This window comes from Bombilactobacillus sp. ESL1197 (assembly GCF_058107145.1).
In genome coordinates, this window is record NZ_JBYLTY010000002.1 from 266,890 (window position 1) to 291,165 (window position 24,276).

A 24,276-nucleotide genomic window follows, 5' to 3' on the forward strand; every position below is an offset into this window, starting at 1 on the left:
ATGACCCAGTCATAATGTTTTGGTTGAATTAATATTTTTAGAGTATTTTTGGTAAATCATTGATGAAAAATTGAACTGTTTAGATTGAAAGTAAAAAGGAGATTCATATGAAGTTATTAGCAACCATGGCCAGCGGATTTGAAGCGGTCACTAAAAAAGAATTGCAAGAACTAGGCTTTACCATTTCGCAAGTTGATACAGGCAAAGTTTATTTTGATAGTGATTTAGCAGCCATTGTACAAACGAATTTGTGGTTACGCAGTGCGGATCGGATTAAAATTGTCTTGGCCGAATTTCCGGCAACGTCCTTTGAAGAATTATTTACAGGAGTTCAGAACTTAGCTTGGGATCAATGGCTGCCCTTAGATGCTGCTTTTCCAGTGAAGGGTCGGTCGGTCCGCTCGAAACTGCATTCGGAACCAGATATTCAAGCCATCACTAAAAAAGCAATTGTTGATAAAATGGCTGCAGTTTATCACCGCCGTGGGCGTTTGCCTGAAAGTGGGAGCACTTTTCAAATTGAGGTGCGCATTGTCAAAGATCAAGTGGAGTTGACCTTAGATACCACGGGCGATTCTTTGTTTAAACGTGGTTATCGGATCGAACACGGTGGTGCACCACTCAAAGAAAATTTTGCCGCCGCGTTAATATTGTTAACGCCGTGGCGAGCAACTGATCCTTTTTATGATCCAACGACAGGTTCGGGCACAATTGCTATTGAAGCGGCCTTGATTGGGCGCCATATTGCTCCAGGACTGCAGCGCCATTTTGCGTTTGAAAATTTTGATTGGTTTGATGATCAATTGTTAGTACAAGCAAAACAAGCAGCTACTGATCAAATTTTGCCGAGTGGTCAGTTACAAATTGGGGCCAGTGATATAGATGGCTCGATGATTGATGTGGCTAAATTAAATGCGCATCAAGCGGGTGTTTTGCATGATATTAATTTTAAGCAATTAGCGGTCAAAGATTTACGTTTGCAACGACAAGACGGCATTTTAATTGCTAATCCGCCTTACGGTAAACGTATGCAGGATCAGACAAAAGTGCATCAATTATACCAGCAGATGGGGAATAGTTTTCGGCAGTTGACGACGTGGAGTAAATATTATTTAACTAGTGATTTAGAATTTGCTAAATATTACGGTCAAAAACCGACTAAGCGACGCAAACTATATAATGGTGCCTTGAGAACCGATCTATTTCAATATTGGGGTCATCCAACTTATAAAAAATGACGCCGAATCATGTCGATAATTAGTAAAAGTGATAATAAAATCATAATAATAATGGAAATGATCCAAGACCATGGACTGCTAGCTAAAGGCAAATGCATATTCATTCCGTAGAAGCCGACCACGATTGATGGAATTGTTAATATTAACGAATAAACCGTTAAATAACGCATGACATCATTGGTTTCATTATTTAATAAATTGTTATAAGTTCCCGATAGTTGTTGGGCAATTTCATTGATTAATTGAAAGTTTTTGAAAGCTTGAGTAGCTTCGATGCGTGCGGAATTAAAATGCTGATGAGTGACATGATCTAGTTGCAAATGATTATCATTTGAATTAAAAAAAGCAGTTAATTCATCAATTAAATCTGCATTGCCCGTGGTGGAAGTGACACCAAAGGTAATTTTAGTTTGTAAATTAGCTAATTGATTGATGGTTGCTGAACGATGGCGATGGTGCTCAAATTCCATCTCAATCTGTTCTTGTTCATCATAAAACTGTTTAACTTTATCTAAAAAGTCATCAGAAATTTGCTGAATTAAATCAGCGAAGATACGAAAAGTTAAATTTTGCTCGTCTGGATAATTGCTAACAAAATCGCGTAAGTATTGGATGATGTGTTGACTTTGGTCATTGGTAAAGCAAATTATTTGTTTACGGTTAGCAAATAGGGTGACTGATTGAACCGAAGTGGTGAGCGTTTGTTTTTGGTTTGGAATAGATAAAACCATTAAAAAGCTGTGGGTTAATTGATCATAGGTAATACGGGGGCGCTCAAATTTATCAAGTGCGTAATTGATGATTTCACGTGTGACATGGTAGTTTTGGATTAAGTCACTTTGTTCAGTCGCGTTAATATTATGAGCGTCGATAATTTGGATGGGTAATTGGTGAGAATAATTTGTGATCATCGGTTTGTCCTCAATTATTACAATTTTGGTTTTATCATAAACTTTTTACAATTTTTTGTCAGCAAATTGGGAATCAAACTGCAATATGGTAAAATTTGCTTAAATCATTCAAAGTTAATTGTGAGGTTAACATGCTTAAAAAATTTCATTATCAAAAAGTTAATCAGATTAACGCCTTGTTATGGTGTTGGCTCTGGATTTTATTATTTATTGGCGGTATTTTACAATTAGAATCAGATAGACTCAATTACGGAGCACTTGCCATCATAATTGGGACTATTTTAGTCGGCGGCTGGATTCTGATTCATAGTCGCTTACAGATTAATGTCCAACAACAAACAATCCAATTATCCGGTTTAATAGCTTCACAACAACGGCAAATTTTAGTTAAAGAAGTACAAATGATTAGTTATCATCATGGTGTTTGTACTATTAAGATTAATTCTCGTCAATCCGGATTATTCAAATTAATAATTCTACCGAAAGCTTATCATGTACTGCAACAATTAATTAATGATAGGAGGGGTATTTAATGAAAACAGATATTGAAATTGCTCAGGAGAACGAACGTACAGCTATGTGGCCAATTCAAAAGGTTGCTGCCCAGTTAGGTTTAACTGCTGCGGATTTGGAACCTTATGGCAATGATAAGGCCAAGATCACTGTCCAAGCACAACAAGCGGCCCAAAAAAGACCTTTAGGTAAACTGATTTTGGTCACAGCGATGAGTCCGACACCGATGGGTGAAGGCAAATCGACGGTTTTGATTGGTTTAGCAGATGCGTTAAAGCAACTGCAACAATCAGCTGTGGTAGCCATGCGTGAGCCTTCTTTGGGACCGGTGATGGGACTAAAAGGTGGGGCAGCTGGCGGTGGTTTTGCGCAAGTAGTACCCATGGAAGATATTAATTTACACTTTACTGGTGATTTGCATGCTTTAACGGCGGCTATTAATACGTTAGCAGCTTTAATTGATAATCATTTACAACAAGGAAATCAGTTACAATTGGATCCAAGACAGATTACTTGGCAACGGGCATTAGATGTGAATGATCGGGCTTTACGCCACACGGTCATTGGTCTAGGTGGTAAAACTTCCGGTTATGTTCGCGAAGAATCCTTTCAAATCACTGTAGCTTCTGAATTAATGGCCATTTTATGTCTGGCGACTGATTTAACAGATTTGAAAAAGCGTTTGGGGCAAATTTTAATTGGCTATACTTATGATCAACAGCCAGTATTTGTACGGGATTTAAAGGCACAAGGAGCGTTAGCGTTATTACTAAAAGATGCCATTAAACCCAATTTGGTGCAAACACTAGAGCATACACCGGTTTTAATTCATGGCGGTCCGTTTGCTAATATCGCTCATGGCTGTAATAGTTTAATTGCTACTAATTTAGCCTTACATTTGGGCGATTATGCTTTAACGGAAGCCGGTTTTGGTGCTGATTTAGGTGCGGAGAAGTTTTTAGACATTGTGACGCCACATTTGGCTAAAACTCCCGATGTAGCAGTGGTAGTAGCGACTGTCCGTGCTTTAAAATATAATGGTGGCCAAGCTCAAGCGGATTTAACCACACCCGATTTGGCTGCATTAGAAAAAGGTTTTAGTAACTTAAAACGGCACATTCAGAATTTACAAAAAGCGGGCGTACCGGTATTAGTGGCTTTGAATCAATTTGCTAGTGACAGTGCAGACGAATTAGCGTTAGTGCAGACATTATGTCAAAAATTAGGAGTTAAAGCTTATCCTGTCACAGTTCATCAAGATGGCGGTGCTGGAGCTTGGAATTTAGCCCAAGCCTTAATTGATCAAACTACCGTGAATCATTATCAACGTCTGTATCAAAATTCATTGCCTATCGTTACGAAAATCAAAACCATTGCCCAACAAGTTTATGGGGCGCAAGATATTGTTTTAAGTCCGAAAGCGCAAAAGCAAATTCGGCAAATTGAACAGCAAGGCTGGGCTAATTTACCAATTTGTATCGCTAAAACACAATACTCCTTTAGTGATGATCCAAAAAAATTAGGAGCTCCCAGTGATTTTGTGTTACATGTCCAAGAATTACAACCCAAATTGGGTGCCGGCTTCTTAGTAGTTTTAACTGGCAATGTTTTGACCATGCCTGGTTTACCGAAGCAGCCCGCTGCTTTAAACATGGATATTGATGAACATGATCAGATTACTGGCTTATTTTAAAAAGTTATGATCAAAGCTGAAAATTAACCTGGTTTTTTGGTGTTTGGAATATGATAACAATGAACGCTTCGTGGCAATTGGTACAATTTTTTGCCGTATAGCTGTAACTTGATTATGTCGATCAGGGTGACAATCAATCTATTTTATTTATCTTTGAGGATTACTAATGATAATTTATATTTTAATAATTTTGCTGGGTTTACTGGTTGACCAATTAGTTAAATGGTGGTCAATTACGCAGATCCCGTTTGAACACGTGCGGACAATTATCCCGGGTATTTTGGGATTGACGCGGATTAATAATCACGGTGCTGCCTATAATCTTTTTTCTGGAAAAATGTTATTATTTTATGGAGTAACATTGATTGTAGTTGTTTGTTTGGGCTACATGTTGTTTCAGGGGAAAGATCGTTCCCCCTGGTTATTAACCAGTTTGTCCTTATTAATAGCTGGTAGTTTGGGTAATGTCTGTGATCGTTTGTTTCGGGGCTATGTAGTTGATATGATTGCCTTAAGTTTGGGTAATTGGCCGTTATTGAACTTTGTTTGTAATGTTGCTGATATTCTTATTACAGTGGGCGTAGTTTTATTAGTAATTTATCTATTTAAATCAGAACAGGAAGAGTCTTAAGTTGCAAACATTTACTTTTATTAATTTACAAGCTAATCAGCGTTTAGATAAAGCCATTTTAGCGCAAAGACCGGATTTAACGCGTTCACAGTTACAAAGATGGATTAAAGCTGGTCAAGTGTTAGTTGATGGTCAAGCCGTTACCAAAACTGGGACCAAAATTAAGGCTGATGTGGCGGTGCAAGTAACCCCTTTAGCTTTAAAGCCCTTAAAGGCTTTTGCACAAGATTTGCCTTTAGATGTGGTTTATGAAGATGCCGATGTTTTAGTAGTCAACAAGCCACAGGGGATGGTCGTCCATCCATCGGCTGGTCATCCAGATCAGACTTTAGTTAATGCTATTTTATATCACACTAAGGTTCAAAGTTCAGATACGATTCGACCGGGAATTGTTCATCGAATTGATAAAGATACGTCAGGACTATTAATGGTGGCTAAAACCCAGTTAGCCCAAGACTCTTTAAGTCAACAATTGCAAAATAAAACTAATTTACGCCGCTATTTAGCAATCGTTCATCATCCTTTTACAGAACAGGAGGGGACGATTGAAGCGCCAATCGGGCGTGATCCCAACAAACGTCAGCAACAAGCGGTAGTAGCCAATGGAAAAAAAGCTGTTACTCATTTTAAAGTGTTAGAGAATTTTTCAGATTATGCTTTGATTGAGTGTCAATTAGAAACGGGGCGTACGCATCAAATTCGGGTGCATTTACAGTATATTGGTCATCCAGTAGCGGGTGATCCACTGTACGGACCACGGCATACCTTAGCAGGTAATGGACAATTTTTACATGCACAATGTTTAGGCTTTACGCATCCCCGAACGAAGCAGTGGTTAGAGTTTGAAGTACAGCCACCGCAGATATTTCAGCAACAACTGCAACAATTACGAGCAATGACGCAGATGTCGCACCATCTTTAATTAAAGTACAGATCAGTTGACTAGGGGAGAATCAAAATGGAAAAAGAAATTGTTGATAGTAAGACAATGAAACGGACTTTAACGCGCATTACCTATGAAATTATTGAAAAAAATAAAGGTGACCAAAATTTAGTTTTAATAGGTGTTAAAACGCGCGGCGCCTTTTTGGCACAACGTATCCAAAATCGTTTACGTCAATTAGAGGAATATGAAGTTCCACAATTTGATTTAGATGTGTCTGAGTTTCGTGATGATGAAAAAAAGACACATGGTGCACCACCCCAGTTTACGGCTGCTGATATTGATAATAAAAATGTGGTTTTAGTAGATGATGTTTTGTATACAGGCCGGACCATTCGGGCAGCGTTAGATGCCATTATGAGTATTGGTCGTCCTGGGAAAATTTCTTTGGCTGTGTTAATTGATCGTGGTCATCGTGAATTACCAATTCGGGCCGATTATGTGGGCAAGAATATTCCAACTTCTCGGCAAGAGGAAATCAAAGTTTCAATGGCCGAAATTGATGATGCAGATGGCGTGGAGATTATCCATGATGACAACCGAAACTAGATATTTAATTTTAGAAGATGGTACAGCGTTTGCGGGGGAAGCCATTGGTGCGCCAATTATTTCTACTGGTGAGTTGGTTCTAACCAATAATATGAATGGTTTTGAGCATGCTATTACTGATCAAACGTATAATGATCAAATTATTGTCTTTGCTAGTCCCATTGTTAGTACATCGGGGATGAATCGGGATGACTATGAATCGATTACGCCTAGTTGTAAGGGTGTAATTTTTGGTAGCGTGGCTTACCCACAGTTGGATAGTAATGATCCTAATTCGCTAAATTCTTTTTTGAAAAAAAGACGAATTCCGGGGATTACCAATTTGGATGTACAAGGTTTAACGCAACATCTACAACAAACTGGTTCCTTAAAAGCTAGTATTATGGACACCGCTGATGAGCATGCTCGTGATCAAATTCGCGCGTTGGTAATTCCCCGAGATCGGGTCAAAACGGTCTCCACTAAGCAACCTTATCCTAATCCTAATGTGGGATTTAAAATTGCAGTCGTTGATTTGGGATTGAAGTTTTCGTTGTTACGTCAATTATCTATTCGTAAGTGTGATTCGGTAATTTTGCCTTACAATACTTCAGCAGCGGAAATATTGGATTTGGCGCCAGATGCGGTGTTATTTACTAGTGGTCCTGGTAATCCACAAGAAATTCCGGATACCATTGCCACTTGCCAAGAATTAGAAGGCCAAATTCCGATTTTAGGAGTGGGATTAGGCCATTTGGTGGTGGCGTTGGCGAATGGTGCCGTGGTGCAAAAAATGCGTTTAGGGCATCATGGTTCGAACCTACCAACGCTCGAAATTGCTACGGAGAATATTGAATTTTCAAATCATAATCATAATTATGAAGTTAAATTAACGCCGGCGGCGCGGCGAAACTTCTTTGTGACATACCGTTGTTTGACGGATAATGTCATTGAAGGTTTACGACATCGCCGCGATCCGACTATGACCGTTCAATTCCAACCTGAAGCCGCTCCAGGTCCTCATGATGCTGATTATATTTTTGATGAGTTTATTGATATGATTAATTCCTTTGTTCAAGGTAAAAAATTATGATGAAAACCATTTTAGTTGTTGGGAATACTACCGGCTTGATGACTAACGAAAAGTTAGAACGTGAACGAGCCTTACGTGTAGCAATTCGCTGTTTTAAGCAAGATAGTTATCGAGTAGTTTTATTAACTGAAAATCGTGAATCACTAGCGAACTCTTTAGCGGACGAAGCAGTGATTGTTTATGATGAAATTAATGTCGCGACAATCAAAACCTTAATTAGTGAATATGCGATTGATTTAATCTTTCCAGGCTTTAGTGGAATTAATACACTGAACGTTTTTCGAAGTCTATTAAAAGATGAAGCTTTTCAAGCTAGCACTGTGGAACTTTTGAATTTTAATCAACAAAACTTAACGCTCAGTTTAAGCAAGCGTTCCCTGAATAAATATTTGCAAGATCACGGTTTCCGCTTGATTGAACATCAAAATGTTCAAACCTACCAAGAAGCGTTGGCATTTGCTCAACAGCAGACGTTTCCTGTGATTATTCGTTCTAATACAGTTGAACAAAAAATGCATTGGAATACGGTCAACAATACCAAACAATTAGTAGACTTTTTTCAAACGGGAATGACGGCTGATGGCTTTGAAATGGAGCGGGGCATTAATAACTTTAAAGAATTAACTTTGGTGACTTTGCGTGATAAATTTGATAACAGTGCTTTGATTTTTTCATCAGAGGATATGGATCCTATTGGAGTGCACTCGAATGATTCGACCAGTGTTGCCCCCGTTTTTTCCATTAATGATGCGCTATTTCAGCGTTTACGCAATGCCGTTTTGAAATTAACTTCACTCTTAAAAATTATTGGTACATGCACTTTTCATTTAGCTGTCGATGAAACGACGGCATCATTTTATGTTCTAGAAATTTCACCCGTTTTTCGTAGTAAAATCTTACCCTTAATTGCTAGTACGGGTTATCCTTTGTTTGAAGTGATTTGTCAGGTAAGTGTTGGTCAAAGACTGCAAAATCTGACAACTTTAACCAATTATCAGATGAACGCAGCCGTCGAACTAACGCCGAACCATTTAACTGCGCGCGTGCCTATTTGGCAAACACAAGATCGTAAACAATTGAAAGTCTTGTTAGGACCGCACCAAACTTCCAATGGAGCCATTGTAGTTAATGGTAATAACTTGGAAACTGTGATTATGAAGGCTTTTGCTGGTTTAGACTTACTGCACGATATCTTTTTGAAGCGTCCACTCAAATATTATAGTGATGAGCAGATTGAAGCTGATTTATTTCAAACCAAGGTGCGGCGAGTTTTGGTGATTTGTGAAGCTTTAATACGGGGCTTTGATTTAAAAGAAGTGCAAAGTTTTACCCATTATAACTGGGAATTTTTGCAGGCATTACAACATCTAATTAATTTAGCCCAAACATTGAGAGAACAAAAAGGTAATTTGCAATTGTACGCTCATAGTAAATTGTATGGTTTTGATGATTATTTGTTGGCTAAGTTTTGGCATTTAACATTGAGTCAAGCGCAGAAGTTAACGCAACAATTAGCGATTAACTCGGTGGAACAGCCGACCGCAACTTTATTGGATTTAGCGGCAACTAGTAAGATTAATGGTCATTACAGTACTTTTTTGTATGCACCACCTGTGATGCAACATTATCAAGTAGAAATTGATGGTTACCAAAACTCCGATATGTTGTCTAATTATGAACAAGTTTTGTTAACTCATAATTTGGTTCATTCGTTTCAAGATGATGGTTTTTCAACGGCAATTTTTGGTAATTTGTTAAGTAATGTGGACACTGCAACAACCGTGGATTTTTATTCTGATTCGCGCTGTTTACAGTCACATTTGTATAGTGAGCAAAATCAACTGCAATTGCGAATTAATACGCAAGAATTAAGTCATCAAAGTTACCAATTGACTATTTTTAATATTAGTAATTATTTAAAAATTTTACCAAGTGATGCGATTCAAGAAGTTGTCTTTGTTCAAGATCAAGAGCATCATACTTGGCTGTCGTCACCAATTACCACGATTTTTAAACATTTAAGTGCGCGGCGCTTAGAATTAACGTCGGTTCCAGGCAAGCACCGACCCAACTTAGTTAAGCAAGTTAACCATTATATTAAAACTTTTTTGCCAGATGTTCGTTATGGGACGTTAATTTTGCAAAAGCAACAAGTCATTCAAACCTTGGCTGGATTCACTACTAATATTGGTTTAATTCAACAAATTAATTCGAATTTTGTCAGCAATTTAGGCCACGTTTTATTAGGGATTAATTCGAATTACGCTAACAAACAGCAAGATTATTTTGGTAGTAAAATCACCTTAATTCAGCAAAAGAACGGCTTATATAGCAGTCGCTTGAGTTACTTTACGTTGCCCAATAAATAATCATGTACTTTAATCTAGTTTCATGAAATTTGTATGATTTTATTGCAAATAATCCTTTCAAAATTTTTAATTTTGGAAGGATTATTTTTTTAAAGAAAAGTGTTTTAAAGTTTCGCAAGGAAAATATAAAGTTGCTAGCTTAAAGAAGAAACTAGTTATTCCATTAAAAAATGTATTGGGAGCAACGATTGATTCAGGTATCTTAAATGAATTTAAAGGACTTCGCTGTCCAGGAACCAACCTTCCTAATTATGCTGGCGGTACTTATTTAAAAAATAATGAAAAAGTTTTTTTCAATGTCAAGCGTTCGAGTTGTCCGATTGTGATTCAATTACAGAATGAGCTGTATTCTAGACTAGTTTTAGGAGTTGACGCTCCTGAAAAAACAGTTAATCTAATCAATAACAATATTTAGATATGTGCTTCAGGTTTTAATTCAGAGTAAAGAGAGTTGATGTTAATGTTGATTACAAATAATGGTATTAAACTAAGACACTTCAATGTTTCGGATGCGCAGCAAATGTTTACTAATTGGGCAAGTGACAGTTTGGTGACTAAGTATTTAACGTGGACACCACATCAATCTCAACAAGAGAGCTTAAGACGGATTCAGGCAATTAAAAAGAACGATGATCAATTTATTTGGGGGATTGAATTGCCCAGCCAACAATTAGTGGGTGAGATCTCCGTGGTCCACCTAAATCAATCCTTGAAAATTGCCGAAGTTGGTTATGTTTTAGGTTCTAAATGGTGGAATCAAGGGATTATGACAGAAGCACTGGCTAGGGTTAACCAATATTTATTATTAGAACGTAGTTTTAACCGGGTTGAATGTCGCTATGATTTGCGTAATTCAGCTTCGGGAGCTGTGATGAAAAAAAGTGGCATGCGGTTTGAGGGAGTGGCACGCCGAGCAGGAAAAAATAATCAAGGAATTTGTGACGAGGGAATCTATTCGATGATTCAAGCGGACTATAACTAAATTTAGTAATTAATGACAGACCTTTAATACTAGTTATTGTTTCCATACAGTTGCTTTAAATCTTAAACGGACGTAATTTTTTGCTTTGTCCAAATTGCAGGATCATTTTTGGGTTTCATTACTTTTCTGCTGTGTTTTCCTTATAAGTGTATCATGAAAAGATTTAGATCTTATTAATTTTTGATGTAAAGAACACCAGCAAAAAAAAGAAGTGTTTTACACATATTACTTTCAAAATTGTAGTTTGCTTGGATTTTTTGAAAGTAATGAGCTCAACACTTCTAATATTTAGATAATAAATTAGTAAATAATGTTACACACAAGTCTTAAGTGAAACTTATTTGCTTTGCCGGTTGGTGGCGTTGCGCGCAAAGATTAAAACTAAAATAAAGTTTAACAAGATAGTGAAACCGGTGGTCCAAAAAACGGTCGCGTAATTGTAAACGCCAGATAAGGTAGACCCCATCAAAGAACCAATCACTGAACCTAGAGCTTGAAAAGACTGATTGTAACTAAAAATCCGCCCAAAACTAGCAGTCGGACTATTCAAGGTTAAAACGGTTTGGGCTGCTGGTAACATCGCTGCACTAGCGATTCCTAGTAAAAAGCGCAGGGCTGCTAATATCCAAGGCGAGTTAGTCAAGGCCATTGGTATGAATAAAAGTCCGCCGACAATTAGGCCGACACGTAAAACTTTGATCGGACCAATTTTGTCCATTTCGTGACCAACTTTCGAAGCAGCCAATAATGTTCCTAGTCCGGGTGTAGCGGCAACAATACCCGCAATTAAAGCAATACTATGACTATGGGGCACCATGGATTTAACGTATAGAGAAACGATTGGGTCAATCGACATGGTTGCTGATTGAACTAACATCGTAGTAATGAACATGATGATAATTAATTTTAAATTGGGCAAGGACCGCATAATTTCTTTCATTGGTTGCATTTTTTCACGAGCAATGGGTGTGAAGTCTTCGTGAACCAAAGTAGTTGTTCCCAAAAAGACGACAAACATTAAAAAGCCCGTAATGAAAAACGGAATGCGGTAGCCCCAAATATTACCAAATAAATGACCAAAAAAACTGGATAACGCTCCACCTAATAACGGACCGATTAAATTGCCAGCAGTTCCGGCGGTCATCATTTGACTCATCACAAGACCACTTTTTTGATGTGGTGTTTCACTAGCGATTAAAGCAGTTGCGTTATTAATATAACCTGAAAACGCCCCCTGAATTAAGCGCATGATGATGATGTATAAGGCATTAGGGGCAAAGCCAATAGCTGAAATGGTGAGTGCCATGACCCCCGAAGCCCGCATACACATTAATTTACGACCTTTGCGATCAGCTAAATTCCCCCAGTAAGGGGAAACAATTGCCTGGGCAATAAAAGTGACAGCAAAAGCTAAACCGGAGTACAAATTGATTTGTAATTTGCTGTAGTGCCCTAGATCAGCAATAAACAACGAGATAAAGGGCATAGTCATTGAATAACCCATACCAGTAATAAAGCTGCCTAGCCACAAAGTATAAAACGCTTTGTGCCAGCCAGCAGGAAAGTGCACTGAATCTGCCATGAAAATCTTCCTTCATATTAAAGTTATATATTTAGTCTATCACATTTGCAATTTTTGAAAAAATTATTATTAATTACAGAAAAAGTGTTTTCCATTTCCCAGTCACATAAACTGATAGCGCTCAAAAATGGTTAATGAGATGTAGATAATCAAAGGAATAATCATCTTTTGTTTAAGCGTTAATTAAGTGTTGATTTTTCTACTTTGGCTGCTATTTTAACTGCTTTAAGCGTAAGTGAGGATCCACCAAGAGCGTTTTTTGATCGGTATAAATCACAAAACCTGGTTTGGCGCCATTAGGTTTGTGCACGTGTTTAACCAATGTATAATCAATGGGAACTTTACTAGCATTCGCCCCAGCTTTAGAAAAGTAAGCTGCTAGTTCAGCCGCTTCCAGGATGGTTTGCTCACTAGGAGCTAATGATTCAATAATGACGTGTGAACCTGGTAAGTTTTTGATATGCAACCAGGTGTAGCGTTTATCTGCTAATTTATTAGTCAGGTAATCATTTTGTAAGTTATTTTTGCCAACCCGGATAATAGTTTGATCACTAGCCTGAAAGGCTGCTCCGGATTGGATCTTAGTTTTGCGCTGTTTTTTGCGTGCTTGCTTTTTAATGTAACCTTGTTGAGTTAATTCTAATTGGATATCGGCTAAATCCTGAGGATCAGCATAATTAATTTGCGCCAAAATACCTTCTAAATAAGCAATTTCTACTTTGGTTTGCTCAATTTGCTCATTTAAATGGCGAATAGAGTTTTTGAGCTTTTGGTAAGTTTTAAAATATTGCTGGGCATTCGTTGCCGGGGACTTAGCGGGATCTAACTTGATAGTTAACAGTTGGTTGTTATCATAATAGTTTGGCAATTGGACGCTTTTTTGTCCCCGCTTGACTTGGTTTAAGTAGGTCGTTAATAATTCACCTTGAATGCGATAATCTTCAGCGGATTCGGTTTTGGCTAAATCTTGTTGTAATCGTTTGAGTTTGGTTTGATTTCGCTTTAAATATCGTTTAATTAATTGTAAAATATTGCTAGCTTGTTGGCGCACACGATCTTGCCGGGCACGGTCACGATAAAAGTCATCTAACATTTGACTTAAATTAGTGAAAGTTTGTTGCTGAAAACCGTCCGAAGTCAAGGACACATAGGGCTGAGCAGTAAAAAGTTGGCGGTATTGTTTCGTTGCAATTGTTGCTTGTGGTTGATTAAAACCTGCCAAAAAATCCTGCCACACCTGAATTAAGTGGGCATCGTCAGTACTTGCTTGACTACGGGTACTTAATTCCTGAGCACTATTTTTATCAAAGCCTTGAAAATTAACTTGAATGTTGTGTGCTGCTTGTGCAAGATCACTTTGCAAGAGTTGTTGGCCATTTTGTTTGAGCCATTTTTCACGCTCAAAGACATCAAACGGATTGATTTTATTTTGAGCAGGTGGCAAGCGATAGGTTTCTTTAGGCAATAGTTGCCGATAACGGTCTTGGGTAAGATCGACATGTTTAATCGCATCAATAATTAATTGCGATTGATCATTCACAACAACAATATTACTATGACGATTCATGATTTCGACGTAAAAAGTAATTTCTTGTAAATCACCTAGTTCGTTACGATTCTGAAAGGTTAAGGTTAAAATACGATCATTCTCAATTTGCTGAATTGTTTGTAAAATGGCGCTATCCAATTGTTTGCGTAAAGTCATCACAAAATTGCTGGGAGTTTTGGGACTTTGAAATTTGAGCTCAGTTAGTTGAACCCGAGCATAGTTCGGATTAGCAGATAATAGTAGGCTATAATTTTGTCGATGATTGCGGATAGTTAAGATTAATTCTTGGGCAAAAGGTTGTTGGATACGACTGAGGCGGCCACCGACAAGGATGGGGCTTAATTCTTGGACCAAAGCATGGGTAAATAAACCATCAAATGACATAAAAACTCCTTTAGATTGACAAATAAAAGATACTAACTTATCATTTTACACCAATATATTAATTATGGTAGAATGTTCGCTATTAGACTTATCTGATAGTAATCAAATGAAATGGGTGAGGTAGTACATGAAAATTGCCGTCGTAACTGATAGTACTGCGTATTTAACTGCAGAAGAAGCGGCACGCTATAACATTACAGTTGTTTCTATTCCGGTCATTATTCAAGGGCAAGTATATCGGGAAGGTATTGATATCACGAACCAGGAATTTTATGACCAAGTTCGTAATTTAAAAGAACTACCTAAGACTTCACAACCAAGTTTGGGTGAGATGGATCAATTATATGATAATTTAGCTGATCAAGGTTATGAAGCAGTGATTTCGATTCATTTAGCCGCTACAATTTCGGGCTTTATTAATAGTTTAAAGACTTTAGCGGCTACTAAAACAAATATTAAAGTCATTCCTTACGATTCACGGATTACTGTTAAATTAATGGGCTATTTGGCTATGGAAGCTGGGAGATTGGCTCAAGCCGGTGCTAGTCTTACAGAAATTTTGGCACAATTAGATGCTTTACGCGCAACGATTGATGAGAATATTGTTGTTAAGGATTTAAACAATTTAGTTAAGGGTGGGCGCTTATCCAATGCCTCAGCTGTGATTGGGACAATGCTGAATATTAAACCGTTGTTAACATTTGATAATCAATCAGATGAAATTGTGGCTTATGGCAAAGTTCGTTCGGAAAAAAAGGCGTATTTAAAGAGTGAGGAACGTTTTGAAACAGCTTTAAAACAAGCTGATTTTCCGTATCGTTTACTAGTGATTGATGCGAATGATCCGCAAGAAAATGATCGTTGGACTGCGCATTTGCGGCAAAAATTTCCTAATGTCACCATTGAGCAAACTTATTTTGGTCCGGTTATTGGAACACATTTGGGTGAAAAGGCGATGGCCTTAGGCTGGATGAAAGATACTGAAAAAATGAAATAATAATTAAGTCCAGTTACCAGATATAAACTTTCAATTAAAAAACGATTCGCAGATTGTTAAAATTTGTCTGAATCGTTTTTTGTGCTGGTCTTTTTTTTAAAGGTAGGAATAAATATAGTTGATTGTGATATAATTTCATTGTAACCGGGATGAAAGGAAGGATTAGCTAGTGAATACTAAAAAATTAAATTGGTTGAGTTGGATTTTAGCCGTGATATCAATGGTGCTGTCTATTTTTAATTTATTACAACTTCGTAATGAAACTGCTTTTGCTCAAAAGCTAATTTGGCTCAATCTTATTGTAATGATAGTTGTGGTCTTGATTTTGACCTTCTTATTAATTCGTCCAAGTAATACCCCAATATGGGATATTGTGGTGTCTACATTAATGATCGTTAGTATTGTGACAATTGTTTTTCAAAGTGATTTTACTCTCAAAATGAATTTATTTATTATTGCCGGGATCTTCTTATTGTTAATAGTTACCTTAATTCTCTTAATTGGTTACTACAATCATAAAAAATCTAAATTAAATTCGTAGTAGAGTGTCTATTTTAAACGTTGTACAATTAATTCTAGGCTTTGCTACATTTAATGTTAAGAAAATTTATCATTAAAAATAAGACTATCTTAAAGTTAACAGTCTTATTGTAATTTAAATATGATTAGTTGCTAATTTAGTAACTGTACCAAAGGGATCAGTTTTGCAGTACTGATCCTTTTTCAATGTCGATGAAAAAACAAAATCAATATTCTTACAATCAAATCACTGCTGAATGTTTTAAACCTTGATGCATAAGGAACTACATAATAGTAAAGTTAAATGCTAAGGCGGGGCTATTTCAGAAATGGGTGGTGCTTATGGTGTAAAAACTGTAAATGCAAAACCAATTGTCTTTGATGATTGCTGTTTTAGAAATTATCTATTTGGCTGTAAAAGCGATTCATGAAATTGTTAAATACAGTCATAGATATTCTAAAATATCGAAAGTCAAAGTAAAAAAGAAGCCGGTCTTAGCTCTGTGCAGGAGCTGATGGCTTCTCAATTTTTAAAGTTAAAATTTGAATAGCTACCGCTTTGGCAACTTTACTTAAGGGATCGGTGTTACAGCACTGATCCTTTTTCATTACCAATATAACATATTCTTTAGAAAAAATCATTTCCCAAAATTGAGAAGTGGTTCAATCTAGTTCATGTGCTAAAATAGTTAGTGCGATAAGTTTTATGGGCGGTGACTGTTTGTTCTCAAGGAGGTGCTTGCGTATGAGAATACGGAAGAATCAACAGAAAGGACATCCAGTCTTACTTGGATACCTATCAGGTATTAATGTTAATGATTGCTTTTGGCACATTAGTTGCCACAATCATGAACAACAAAAAGTAATAAAAAAATCGTCCTATCATAACTTTGACCAGTTATAGGATGATTTAATATTGTTTTTAATAACTTGTCACCGCCTTTAAAGCGGATCGCTAAGGGATTGGCGCTCTAACACCGATCTCTTTTTCAATATCAATGATAACACAGGCAATAAAGTTTTTGAACCTTAACGTTTTAGCAATAGAAAAGTCTCAAAATTTAATCCATTGTAGAAACATTTAATTTCATAATTTACCTTTAATTAATAAATATTATATATAGTAAAATAAAAACATTAATGATATAATAAGAATATGGAAAAACCAGTATTTGAGTCATATAGACTGCAAAATGGACATGACGAATTTGGGGAATGGTTGAAAAAGCTACCTATATCTGATCGTGCTAAAATTTTGCGAGTTATAACTGATACACAAGATCAGGGCTTATTAATTGCCCAACGTCTTAATTGGGTTAAAAAGATACAAGGTGAAAAGAATCTGTATGAAATCCGTAGTAAAGTATCTACCAATATTCAACGGGTGTTATATTTTCACGTTCACGGGTCTAGGTATGTAATTACTCATGGATTTACTAAAAAATCAGCTAAAACACCTAAGTCAGAAATCAATCATGCAATATCTTTAAGAAAGGAGTTTGAGTCTAACAATGAAAATTAATGATATCGTAAAAGAAGAATTAAAAGATCCAGAATTTGCAGAATCTTATCGTTTGGAAAAAGAACGGTCTGCCAGTGCAATAGCTTTGTATAAAGCCCGTGAAGCAGCAGGATTAACACAAGCTGATCTTGCTGAACGTGCTGGTGTACCACAACCAACTATAGCACGTATAGAACGCGGTGATAATGTAACCTTTGACAAATTAGCTACAGTAGCTCATGCTATGGGTAAAAGACTAGTTGTCAAATTTGAATAGTATTAGATTTTTGAACCTTAATGATTTAGCAATAGAAAAACATCTTGCTGATAGTATCCATCGTCATACACGTTTTTGTACCCTTAAGGATTTAGCAATAGAAAAACGAACAATATAGCGCGGAGTCCATGGCCTGTGTTTTTGTACCCTTAAGGATTTAGCAATAGAAAAACAGGTTGGAGCACGATTAAATTGCAAGCTAGGTTTTTGTACCCTTAAGGATTTAGCAATAGAAAAACTCTTGATTCTTTTTTTGCTTCAACCACATAGTTTTTGTACCCTTAAGGATTTAGCAATAGAAAAACCTCAAAGTATCCTAACCTAAAAGTTGGGATATTTTTTATACAAATAAAAACCTTGCAAGTTATCATGCAAGGTTGTTTGATTGCTAGTGATCATATACACCAGTTGGCGCAGGTGTGCTATCATCGTGGTAATCATTAATTTGATTAATTTGGCTATAATCAATATCTGATTTAGGTGTTGCGAACGTCTGTACTTCATACATGGTTCCTTTATCGTCAACGGCCACTCCCATGCCAATTTGAGTGAAATATGGATCCAACATATTTTTTCTGTGGCCATCACTTGTACTGCCAATTTCATGGAAGAAACCACTAGTAGCAGTGATAGCATTTTGTTCAGGAGTAGCTTGAAGAAAATCTTCACCAAGATTTTCAGCTGTTAAAGTATAAGTACTGTTAGGACTATATGCTCCTGCATGGTTATCTAATTGACCAGCATCAGCTAAGCGTTGAGCTCTGGCCATTGAGAAACTAGATAATTCAGGGTTCTCTTGGAGCGGATTTAAGCCATTCATAGCACGCAAACGGTTTAATTCTTTAATCATAGCTTGCTGAGTGGCTTGGGCGTCAAATGAGTAGTTCTGACCTGAATTAGAGGAACTTGAAGATGTGTTCGAACCATTACTTGGTGCATCTGATACCCATTCATTAAATATTGGACTCCAAACCCAATGATAGCCATTTGTGTCTTCTGGTTTAGTAGAATAGTCTGGAGTGGAATTATTAGTAGTGGTATTAGAACTTGTATTGTTGGCCCCGTTCACAGAGAAGTTAGCAACACCATCATCAGAACTTATCCATTCATGATCATCAATTTTGTAGAAAGTCTTGCCATTAACGACTTGAGTCTTACCAACTTTCCAATCAGAGAAGTTAGGAACTACACGTTCTGGAATCACTTTAAAATTGTTGTCGTAAAGTGCTGCATACTTAGCTTTAGGAGCAATGGCCCGTACTACGTGGTAATTATAGCTAGTTGGGGCAAAGTTATTGTAGCTTTCTGAACTAGGTAACCAAGTGTTAGGTGCAATTTTATACATCTTTTGACCATTAATGGTTTGAATATCACTAACACGCCAATCAGTATTAGCAGGAACCACTTGAGCAGTAGCTTTACCTTTTGAATCGTACAGCTGAGAATTAGGCTTTTGAGTAGCAGTAGCTACAGGGTAGTTATAAGAAGCAGCATTAGCCTTTTGAGCATGTGCTGTGCCACCCAAAGCTAAAGCTAGTAAAGCAGCAGCTGATAGTGAATAAAACTTGTTAAACTTCATAAAAAATACTTCCTCTCAATATTCTTTTTGGTACATGATTGTTTTGGCAAAAGTGAATTGTCTTTTGCTAGAATTTAGGTTTTGATCCCCCTAAACGAATATAAGTATAGCAAGTTTTAATCCAATTTTCAGCTTAATTTTAGTTTAAATGAAGACTTTAATTTTGAGTAATTTGACCTTTGATTAGTAGTCGTTAAGGATAATTCACAAACTAATATCGAACTATTTTGAAGGTAACAATTTAACATTTTTAATGTATTTAATATACTAAATTAAGGGGAAATCTTATAAAATTATTAACCGTTGTTAGAAGAGGCAGCTCCCTGTGCTTGCCTGTTTCTAAAGAAGATTTTAAGTTAGATCAAAAATGGTTACTCGTCTCTAAGAATAATGGTGGCTATGAGTTAGTTTCCAAAATTGAAGATCCATATTCAAATCCGGATTTTGAAAATCAATATGAACCTGACGAATGGGATGACTTAGAATTTGATGAGGACAAAAAATGATGTATCAACCAAGTCAAGGAGACATTGTGTGGATTAATTTTGATCCTCAGAGGGGACGAGAGATTAAGAAAAGACGTCCAGTTTTAATTCTAAGTCGAGATGCTTACAATCAAGATACTGGTTTCATTATTGTGAGCCCAATTACCTCAACTATTAGGAATAACAAGCACGGATATTATCAGTTAAACGGTTATCAAACTAAGGGACAAGTGGTTTTCAGACAAGTTCATTCATTTGATGTTACTGAACATTCTGGCAGAAATATAGAATTCATTGAACATATTGATGATGCTGATTTTTTCCAGATTTCACAGTTGTTTCTATATAACTTTAGCTTTCCATTAGTTAATTAATATTGTAGTTCACATGAGTTGGTGTATTCTCAAGTTTTTAGCAATAGAAAAAAAATCAAAATATCCTGACTGAAAACAACAGTTAGGATATTTTTTTATGTAAACAAAAGCCTTGCAAGTTGTCATGCAAGGTTAATTGGTTGTTAGTGGTCTTATACAACTTTTGGTGCGGAGAAATATTATTATAGAGTTTTGACATAATAATTGAAATTTAAGCTGTGGTTGAGTGTGGATAATGTTGGCTAATTAAAGTAGATAGTAAGGCAATTATTGCTAAGACTACTAACAAGCCAAAGTCTAGTTGACAACCTTGAGCTGTCACTGCCTTTAATTGTGGAGCAGCAGCTGTTAATTGTTTGGTCGAAATAATGGCGGATAATATCCCTGTTCCTAATGATCCAGCATATTGTTGCAATGTATTAAAAAGCGAGTTCACATCTGGCTTAGCAGTGAGCTTAACGTGTTTGCTAGCGTCTGACATCGTATTGCCATAGCCTAAATTGAATCCTCCACGCATGAAGCAGTAGAAGAAAATAATTAGAGCAATATTCAATTGACCTGTCCAAATGGTAAAGGCTAAGGCACCTACAATAATAGTTAAGTTAGAAATAGTTAGCGGTAAACTAGCACCAAAATGATCATATAAATTACCGGCAATAGGGGCGATAAAAGCGCCTAATAAAGAACCGGGTAATAAAATTAGTCCCGCTAACATGGAATTAGTTCCTAAAACTTGCTCAGATAAAATAGGAATCACAAAGGAAATGCCAATATTAATAAATTGCAAAATAAAGAAATTAATGGCACGATTGGCGATAATTGGATCTTTTAAAATTTTAAAATTTAAAAGTTGATTGTTACTAGTTTTGAGATGCCAGCCAAAACAACCGCCAAAGATGAAAGTGATCACTAAACTAACAAGAAATTGCCAACTAGTAAAGCTGTGTGCTCCTGCTTGATCAAAACTAATAATTAGAGTAACCATTGTCATTGCTAAACTAATTAATCCCAGCCAATCAAACGGCGGTTGATTGTGTTGCGCTTGCACTTTAATAGTTAGCCAACCAGTAATCATAATGAGAATAATAATTGGTAGGACACCAATGAAAATCCAGCGCCAAGAGGTGTAGTTGTTGACAATTCCCCCGTATGTAGGTCCCAATGCTGGTGCAAAAGAAGTAATCATTGTTGCAAAACCGGTATAGGTTCCCATTTTGTAAGGCGGGATACAGGACATAATGATATGAAACAAAGTTGGTGTTGATAAGCCTGTAGCTACTGCTTCAAGTAAGCGACCGATCATTAAAAACGTAAAATTAGTAGAACTGGCACAAATTAAAGTTCCGACCAGACACATAACAGTGGCCGTCATAAATAATTTGCGAGCATTAAATCGTTTAATTAGATAAGAAGTGGTACTCATCACAATAGTCACTAAGAGTAAATAACCGGTGGTGACCCATTGAATGGTGGCTAAATTAACATGAAATTCCTTCATAAGTGTTGGAAAGGTAACGTTCATCGAAGTTTCGACTAAGATACCGATAAAAGTTAACAAACCAGCTGATAGAATTGCCAGTTTGGTAGACCAGGAAACATTTTGTTTCATTGAAAAATCCTCACTTTAAAAATTAGATACCATATCATTTTAACACGAAGCCTATTTTTGGATGAGTTCAGTTCAAACTCGAAAGTATTCGTAAGCCTAACTTTAAATTATTTTTTGTTTTTACTACTATTAAGTCTTTTTAGAGCAAAAACTTTAAAAATACGACTATTAGCCAACAATAAGCATAATTAAAAGGTTATAAAAGTGTATAATCTAATCTGAATATTATAAGCTACTTGCGTAACGACGGTGAGTTTTACCTTGATTATAAATTGATCTTGAAGTTAAAAAGTAAAAATCATTTAGTAATCATTGTGAGTATTGTTTTGTTGTTAATATCAATAGTGGATTTAGGTATTTCAATAGAAAAAAGGTTGGTTGAAGCAAAAATGAATTCGTAACCTTTCAAAAGATAAAGAAATATATTGAAACTAAATGAAAGCTATGATATATTAAAATTGTTCATGAACGAAAGTGAGAAAAAATGTACAGTGAAGAAAGAAAAAATTTTATTAACCGATTAATAAAGAAGGAAAAGAAGGTAACGGTTTTAGATTTAGCAAAAAGATTGAATGTTTCTCAAGTTACTATAAGAAAAGACCTTTCCGAGATGGAGGAAAAAGGGTTACTCAAGAGAACATTTGGTGGAGCTATTGATTTAGAACTTTCTATCAGTGATAAACCGTATAGTATTAAAAAAGGTGAACTTATAGAACAAAAAGAGAGAATAGCTCATCGGGCAGCTTTATTTGTTAATGATAATTCAACCATTTTTTTGGATGCAGGAACTACAGTTAAGTGTTTGATTCCTTATATAAGTGAAATTAAAGGATTGTTTATTGTAACTGTTGACTTAAATACAGCTATTTTGTTGTTAGATGCAGGTTTAGAAAACGTATATTTTGTGGGAGGAAGTCTTTCACAAAAGACCTATTCGTCTAGTAGTGTTGATACAGTTGAAAAAATCAGAAAATTTAATTTTGATTTATCATTTATCGGATGTGATTCGATTTCTAGATTAGGTTTCCAAACAGGTTCTGAAGCAAGATCTCAGCTCAAGTCCAATGCAATAAAAAATTCTTCGCTAAACATTATTCTGGCAGATAGTTCAAAGTTTGAAAAATCAACTTTTATCAATTTTGCAGATTTTTTAGATATAGATTACGTTATAACTGATGATGATTTAGGAGATTTTGCTCACGAAATTCCAAAAAAATTTGTAAATAAGTTTTTAATTGTATGAAGATTGTGTAAAGAAGGAAAAGATTACTATGAAAAGAGAGTATATTGTAATCACTATGGGAGACCCTGCGGGTATTGGACCCGAGGAAGTGGTTAAATCGCTTGGTAAACCTGAAATCCATCAAAAAGCTAAGATTGTAGTTGTCGGGGACAAAAATGTTTTAGAAAATGTTAAGAAAATTGTTAAATCTGACATTGAAATAAATGTAATTGATAATTTATCAGAAGGTAAATTTGAAGCAGGTGTTATTGATTTAATTGATTTGAATAATGTTGATATGACAACCTTTAAATATGGAGAAGTTCAGGCACAATGTGGACAAGCTGCTTATGATTATATAAAGAAAGCTAACGACTTATGTGTTAATGATGGTGTTTCAGCGATGGTAACGACAACATTGAATAAAGAAGCACTGCAAGAAGCTGGAATTAAGACACTTGGGCACACAGATATTCTTTCTGATTTAACAGGTGTTAAAGATCCATTAACGATGTTTCAAGTTCAAAATTTGCGAGTATTTTTCTATTCGAAGCATGTTCCTTTACGTAAAGCTTGTGACCTGATCACAAAAGAGGGTATTAAAAAATATGTTAAGTTAACAGTTAATGCTCTTAAAACCTTAGGTATTAGTAATCCGCACGTTGCAGTGGCCGGTTTAAATCCGCATTCTGGAGATGGTGGTTTATTTGGCAATGAAGAAATTGACTATATTATACCAGCCATCAAAGAGTTAAAAAGTGAAAATATTAATGTAGATGGTCCTGTTGGAGCGGATTCGGTATTTTATCAAGCTAACATGGGAAAATATGACGGTGTTTTGTCTCTGTATCATGATCAAGGTCATATTGCAACGAAAACCCTGGATCCAGATTTAACAGTTTCATTTACTCATAATTTGCCGTATTTAAGAACGTCAGTTGATCATGGAACAGCCTTTGATATAGCAGGGAAAGGTATCGCCCGGGAAAAGAGCTTAGACGAGGCAATCAGATTGGCTTCACTTTATGCTGGAAACTTTAGAAAGTCCAAAGAAGCAAAGTAGTTTTTGCTTAGGGAAAATTGAGTAATTTTTATTTAGGTAATAGCTAAGGTTATTGCCTAAATATTAACCGTTTTTTGTAAGCGTTAACTTTTTCACTTGATTATTAATGTTTGTAAATAAATTCAGCTGTATGAAGTTGATCATCTTAGTTTATACGTTGAATTGTTATATAGTTCGGTTATGTAAAATGCTAAGTTTAGTTGCTAATTACAGCATTGTTGAACGTTAAAAATA

23 protein-coding genes and 1 CRISPR repeat array are annotated in these 24,276 nt (G+C 36.1%); of the genes, 18 read left to right on the forward strand and 5 right to left on the reverse strand.

Features of this window, described 5'->3' with window-relative positions; genetic code table 11:
• Positions 1-101: 101 nt before the first annotated feature.
• Positions 102-1,238: a THUMP domain-containing class I SAM-dependent RNA methyltransferase gene (locus AC3B6B_RS06940; RefSeq protein WP_489758055.1), complete on the forward strand. Its 1,137-nt coding sequence runs from the start codon at positions 102-104 to the stop codon at positions 1,236-1,238.
• Here AC3B6B_RS06940 and AC3B6B_RS06945 read toward each other — a convergent pair.
• Positions 1,226-2,149 carry a magnesium transporter CorA family protein gene (locus AC3B6B_RS06945; protein ID WP_489757963.1) on the reverse strand — a complete coding sequence of 308 codons (924 nt, stop codon included), beginning with the start codon at positions 2,147-2,149 and terminating at the stop codon, positions 1,226-1,228. The two genes, AC3B6B_RS06940 and AC3B6B_RS06945, sit on opposite strands and share 13 nt — an antisense overlap.
• A 131-nt stretch (positions 2,150-2,280) precedes the next feature.
• Between AC3B6B_RS06945 and AC3B6B_RS06950 the strand changes: the two genes are divergently transcribed.
• The 8 genes from AC3B6B_RS06950 (at position 2,281) to AC3B6B_RS06985 (ending at position 10,901) form a co-directional block, all read left to right on the forward strand.
• Entirely contained in the window at positions 2,281-2,682 is a 402-nt protein-coding gene (locus AC3B6B_RS06950) for an EbsA family protein (protein WP_489757964.1), read from the forward strand.
• Positions 2,682-4,355, forward strand: a complete 1,674-nt coding sequence (locus AC3B6B_RS06955; RefSeq protein ID WP_489757965.1) for a formate--tetrahydrofolate ligase — start codon at positions 2,682-2,684, stop codon at positions 4,353-4,355. The genes AC3B6B_RS06950 and AC3B6B_RS06955 overlap by 1 nt, the downstream gene beginning before the upstream one ends.
• Positions 4,356-4,521: 166 nt before the next feature.
• On the forward strand, positions 4,522-4,986 hold the full coding sequence (gene lspA / locus AC3B6B_RS06960; protein WP_489757966.1) for a signal peptidase II: 465 nt from the start codon (positions 4,522-4,524) through the stop codon (positions 4,984-4,986).
• Between the two features lies 1 nt (position 4,987).
• The gene (locus AC3B6B_RS06965) at positions 4,988-5,908 is read left to right on the forward strand and encodes an RluA family pseudouridine synthase (RefSeq protein WP_489757967.1); all 921 of its coding nucleotides are present in this window, start codon (positions 4,988-4,990) and stop codon (positions 5,906-5,908) included.
• 36 nt (positions 5,909-5,944) lie between these two features.
• Positions 5,945-6,478: a bifunctional pyr operon transcriptional regulator/uracil phosphoribosyltransferase PyrR gene (pyrR, locus tag AC3B6B_RS06970; protein WP_489757968.1), complete on the forward strand. Its 534-nt coding sequence runs from the start codon at positions 5,945-5,947 to the stop codon at positions 6,476-6,478.
• Positions 6,459-7,550, forward strand: a complete 1,092-nt coding sequence (locus tag AC3B6B_RS06975) for a carbamoyl phosphate synthase small subunit (protein ID WP_489757969.1) — start codon at positions 6,459-6,461, stop codon at positions 7,548-7,550. Before pyrR ends, AC3B6B_RS06975 begins: the two co-directional genes overlap by 20 nt.
• A complete protein-coding gene (locus AC3B6B_RS06980) occupies positions 7,547-9,919 on the forward strand; it encodes an ATP-binding protein (RefSeq protein ID WP_489757970.1) in 2,373 nt (790 codons plus the stop codon). Before AC3B6B_RS06975 ends, AC3B6B_RS06980 begins: the two co-directional genes overlap by 4 nt.
• Positions 9,920-10,379: 460 nt before the next feature.
• Positions 10,380-10,901, forward strand: a complete 522-nt coding sequence (locus AC3B6B_RS06985; protein ID WP_489757971.1) for a GNAT family N-acetyltransferase — start codon at positions 10,380-10,382, stop codon at positions 10,899-10,901.
• A 337-nt stretch (positions 10,902-11,238) separates the two neighbouring features.
• Here AC3B6B_RS06985 and AC3B6B_RS06990 read toward each other — a convergent pair whose 3' ends face one another.
• Complete coding sequence (locus tag AC3B6B_RS06990) at positions 11,239-12,483, reverse strand: MFS transporter (protein WP_489757972.1); 1,245 nt, start codon at positions 12,481-12,483, stop codon at positions 11,239-11,241.
• Between the two features lie 211 nt (positions 12,484-12,694).
• Positions 12,695-14,416 carry an Rqc2 family fibronectin-binding protein gene (locus tag AC3B6B_RS06995; protein WP_489757973.1) on the reverse strand — a complete coding sequence of 574 codons (1,722 nt, stop codon included), beginning with the start codon at positions 14,414-14,416 and terminating at the stop codon, positions 12,695-12,697.
• Positions 14,417-14,543: 127 nt separating this feature from the next.
• Here AC3B6B_RS06995 and AC3B6B_RS07000 point away from each other — a divergent pair, with 127 nt between their 5' ends.
• The 5 genes from AC3B6B_RS07000 (at position 14,544) to AC3B6B_RS07020 (ending at position 17,710) form a co-directional block, all read left to right on the forward strand.
• Positions 14,544-15,413, forward strand: coding sequence for a DegV family protein (locus AC3B6B_RS07000; protein ID WP_489757974.1), 870 nt, complete (start codon positions 14,544-14,546; stop codon positions 15,411-15,413).
• A 169-nt stretch (positions 15,414-15,582) separates the two neighbouring features.
• A complete protein-coding gene (locus AC3B6B_RS07005) occupies positions 15,583-15,954 on the forward strand; it encodes a hypothetical protein (RefSeq protein ID WP_489757975.1) in 372 nt (123 codons plus the stop codon).
• Positions 15,955-16,677: 723 nt separating this feature from the next.
• Positions 16,678-16,836 (forward strand): hypothetical protein, encoded by a 159-nt coding sequence (locus AC3B6B_RS07010; RefSeq protein WP_489757976.1) that lies wholly within the window; start codon positions 16,678-16,680, stop codon positions 16,834-16,836.
• A gap of 252 nt (positions 16,837-17,088) precedes the next feature.
• Positions 17,089-17,454: a type II toxin-antitoxin system RelE/ParE family toxin gene (locus tag AC3B6B_RS07015; protein WP_489757977.1), complete on the forward strand. Its 366-nt coding sequence runs from the start codon at positions 17,089-17,091 to the stop codon at positions 17,452-17,454.
• Complete coding sequence (locus tag AC3B6B_RS07020) at positions 17,444-17,710, forward strand: helix-turn-helix domain-containing protein (protein ID WP_489757978.1); 267 nt, start codon at positions 17,444-17,446, stop codon at positions 17,708-17,710. Before AC3B6B_RS07015 ends, AC3B6B_RS07020 begins: the two co-directional genes overlap by 11 nt.
• A gap of 5 nt (positions 17,711-17,715) precedes the next feature.
• Positions 17,716-18,015: direct repeats of the CRISPR family, unit length 36 nt; unit sequence GTTTTTGTACCCTTAAGGATTTAGCAATAGAAAAAC.
• A gap of 83 nt (positions 18,016-18,098) precedes the next feature.
• Here AC3B6B_RS07020 and AC3B6B_RS07025 read toward each other — a convergent pair.
• The gene (locus AC3B6B_RS07025; RefSeq protein ID WP_489757979.1) at positions 18,099-19,289 is read right to left on the reverse strand and encodes a CAP domain-containing protein; all 1,191 of its coding nucleotides are present in this window, start codon (positions 19,287-19,289) and stop codon (positions 18,099-18,101) included.
• Positions 19,290-19,618: 329 nt separating this feature from the next.
• Here AC3B6B_RS07025 and AC3B6B_RS07030 point away from each other — a divergent pair, with 329 nt between their 5' ends.
• Both AC3B6B_RS07030 and AC3B6B_RS07035 read left to right on the forward strand, forming a co-directional pair.
• Positions 19,619-19,795, forward strand: a complete 177-nt coding sequence (locus AC3B6B_RS07030) for a type II toxin-antitoxin system PemI/MazE family antitoxin (RefSeq protein WP_489757980.1) — start codon at positions 19,619-19,621, stop codon at positions 19,793-19,795.
• Complete coding sequence (locus tag AC3B6B_RS07035; RefSeq protein WP_489757981.1) at positions 19,792-20,148, forward strand: type II toxin-antitoxin system PemK/MazF family toxin; 357 nt, start codon at positions 19,792-19,794, stop codon at positions 20,146-20,148. The genes AC3B6B_RS07030 and AC3B6B_RS07035 overlap by 4 nt, the downstream gene beginning before the upstream one ends.
• Before the next feature lie 211 nt (positions 20,149-20,359).
• On the opposite strand, the gene AC3B6B_RS07040 is transcribed toward AC3B6B_RS07035, so the two are convergent.
• Positions 20,360-21,757 (reverse strand): MFS transporter, encoded by a 1,398-nt coding sequence (locus tag AC3B6B_RS07040; protein ID WP_489757982.1) that lies wholly within the window; start codon positions 21,755-21,757, stop codon positions 20,360-20,362.
• Between the two features lie 484 nt (positions 21,758-22,241).
• On the opposite strand from AC3B6B_RS07040, the gene AC3B6B_RS07045 reads away from it, so the two are divergent.
• On the forward strand, positions 22,242-23,000 hold the full coding sequence (locus AC3B6B_RS07045) for a DeoR/GlpR family DNA-binding transcription regulator (RefSeq protein ID WP_489757983.1): 759 nt from the start codon (positions 22,242-22,244) through the stop codon (positions 22,998-23,000).
• Between the two features lie 28 nt (positions 23,001-23,028).
• Complete coding sequence (gene pdxA / locus AC3B6B_RS07050) at positions 23,029-24,042, forward strand: 4-hydroxythreonine-4-phosphate dehydrogenase PdxA (RefSeq protein WP_489757984.1); 1,014 nt, start codon at positions 23,029-23,031, stop codon at positions 24,040-24,042.
• Positions 24,043-24,276: the final 234 nt, after the last annotated feature.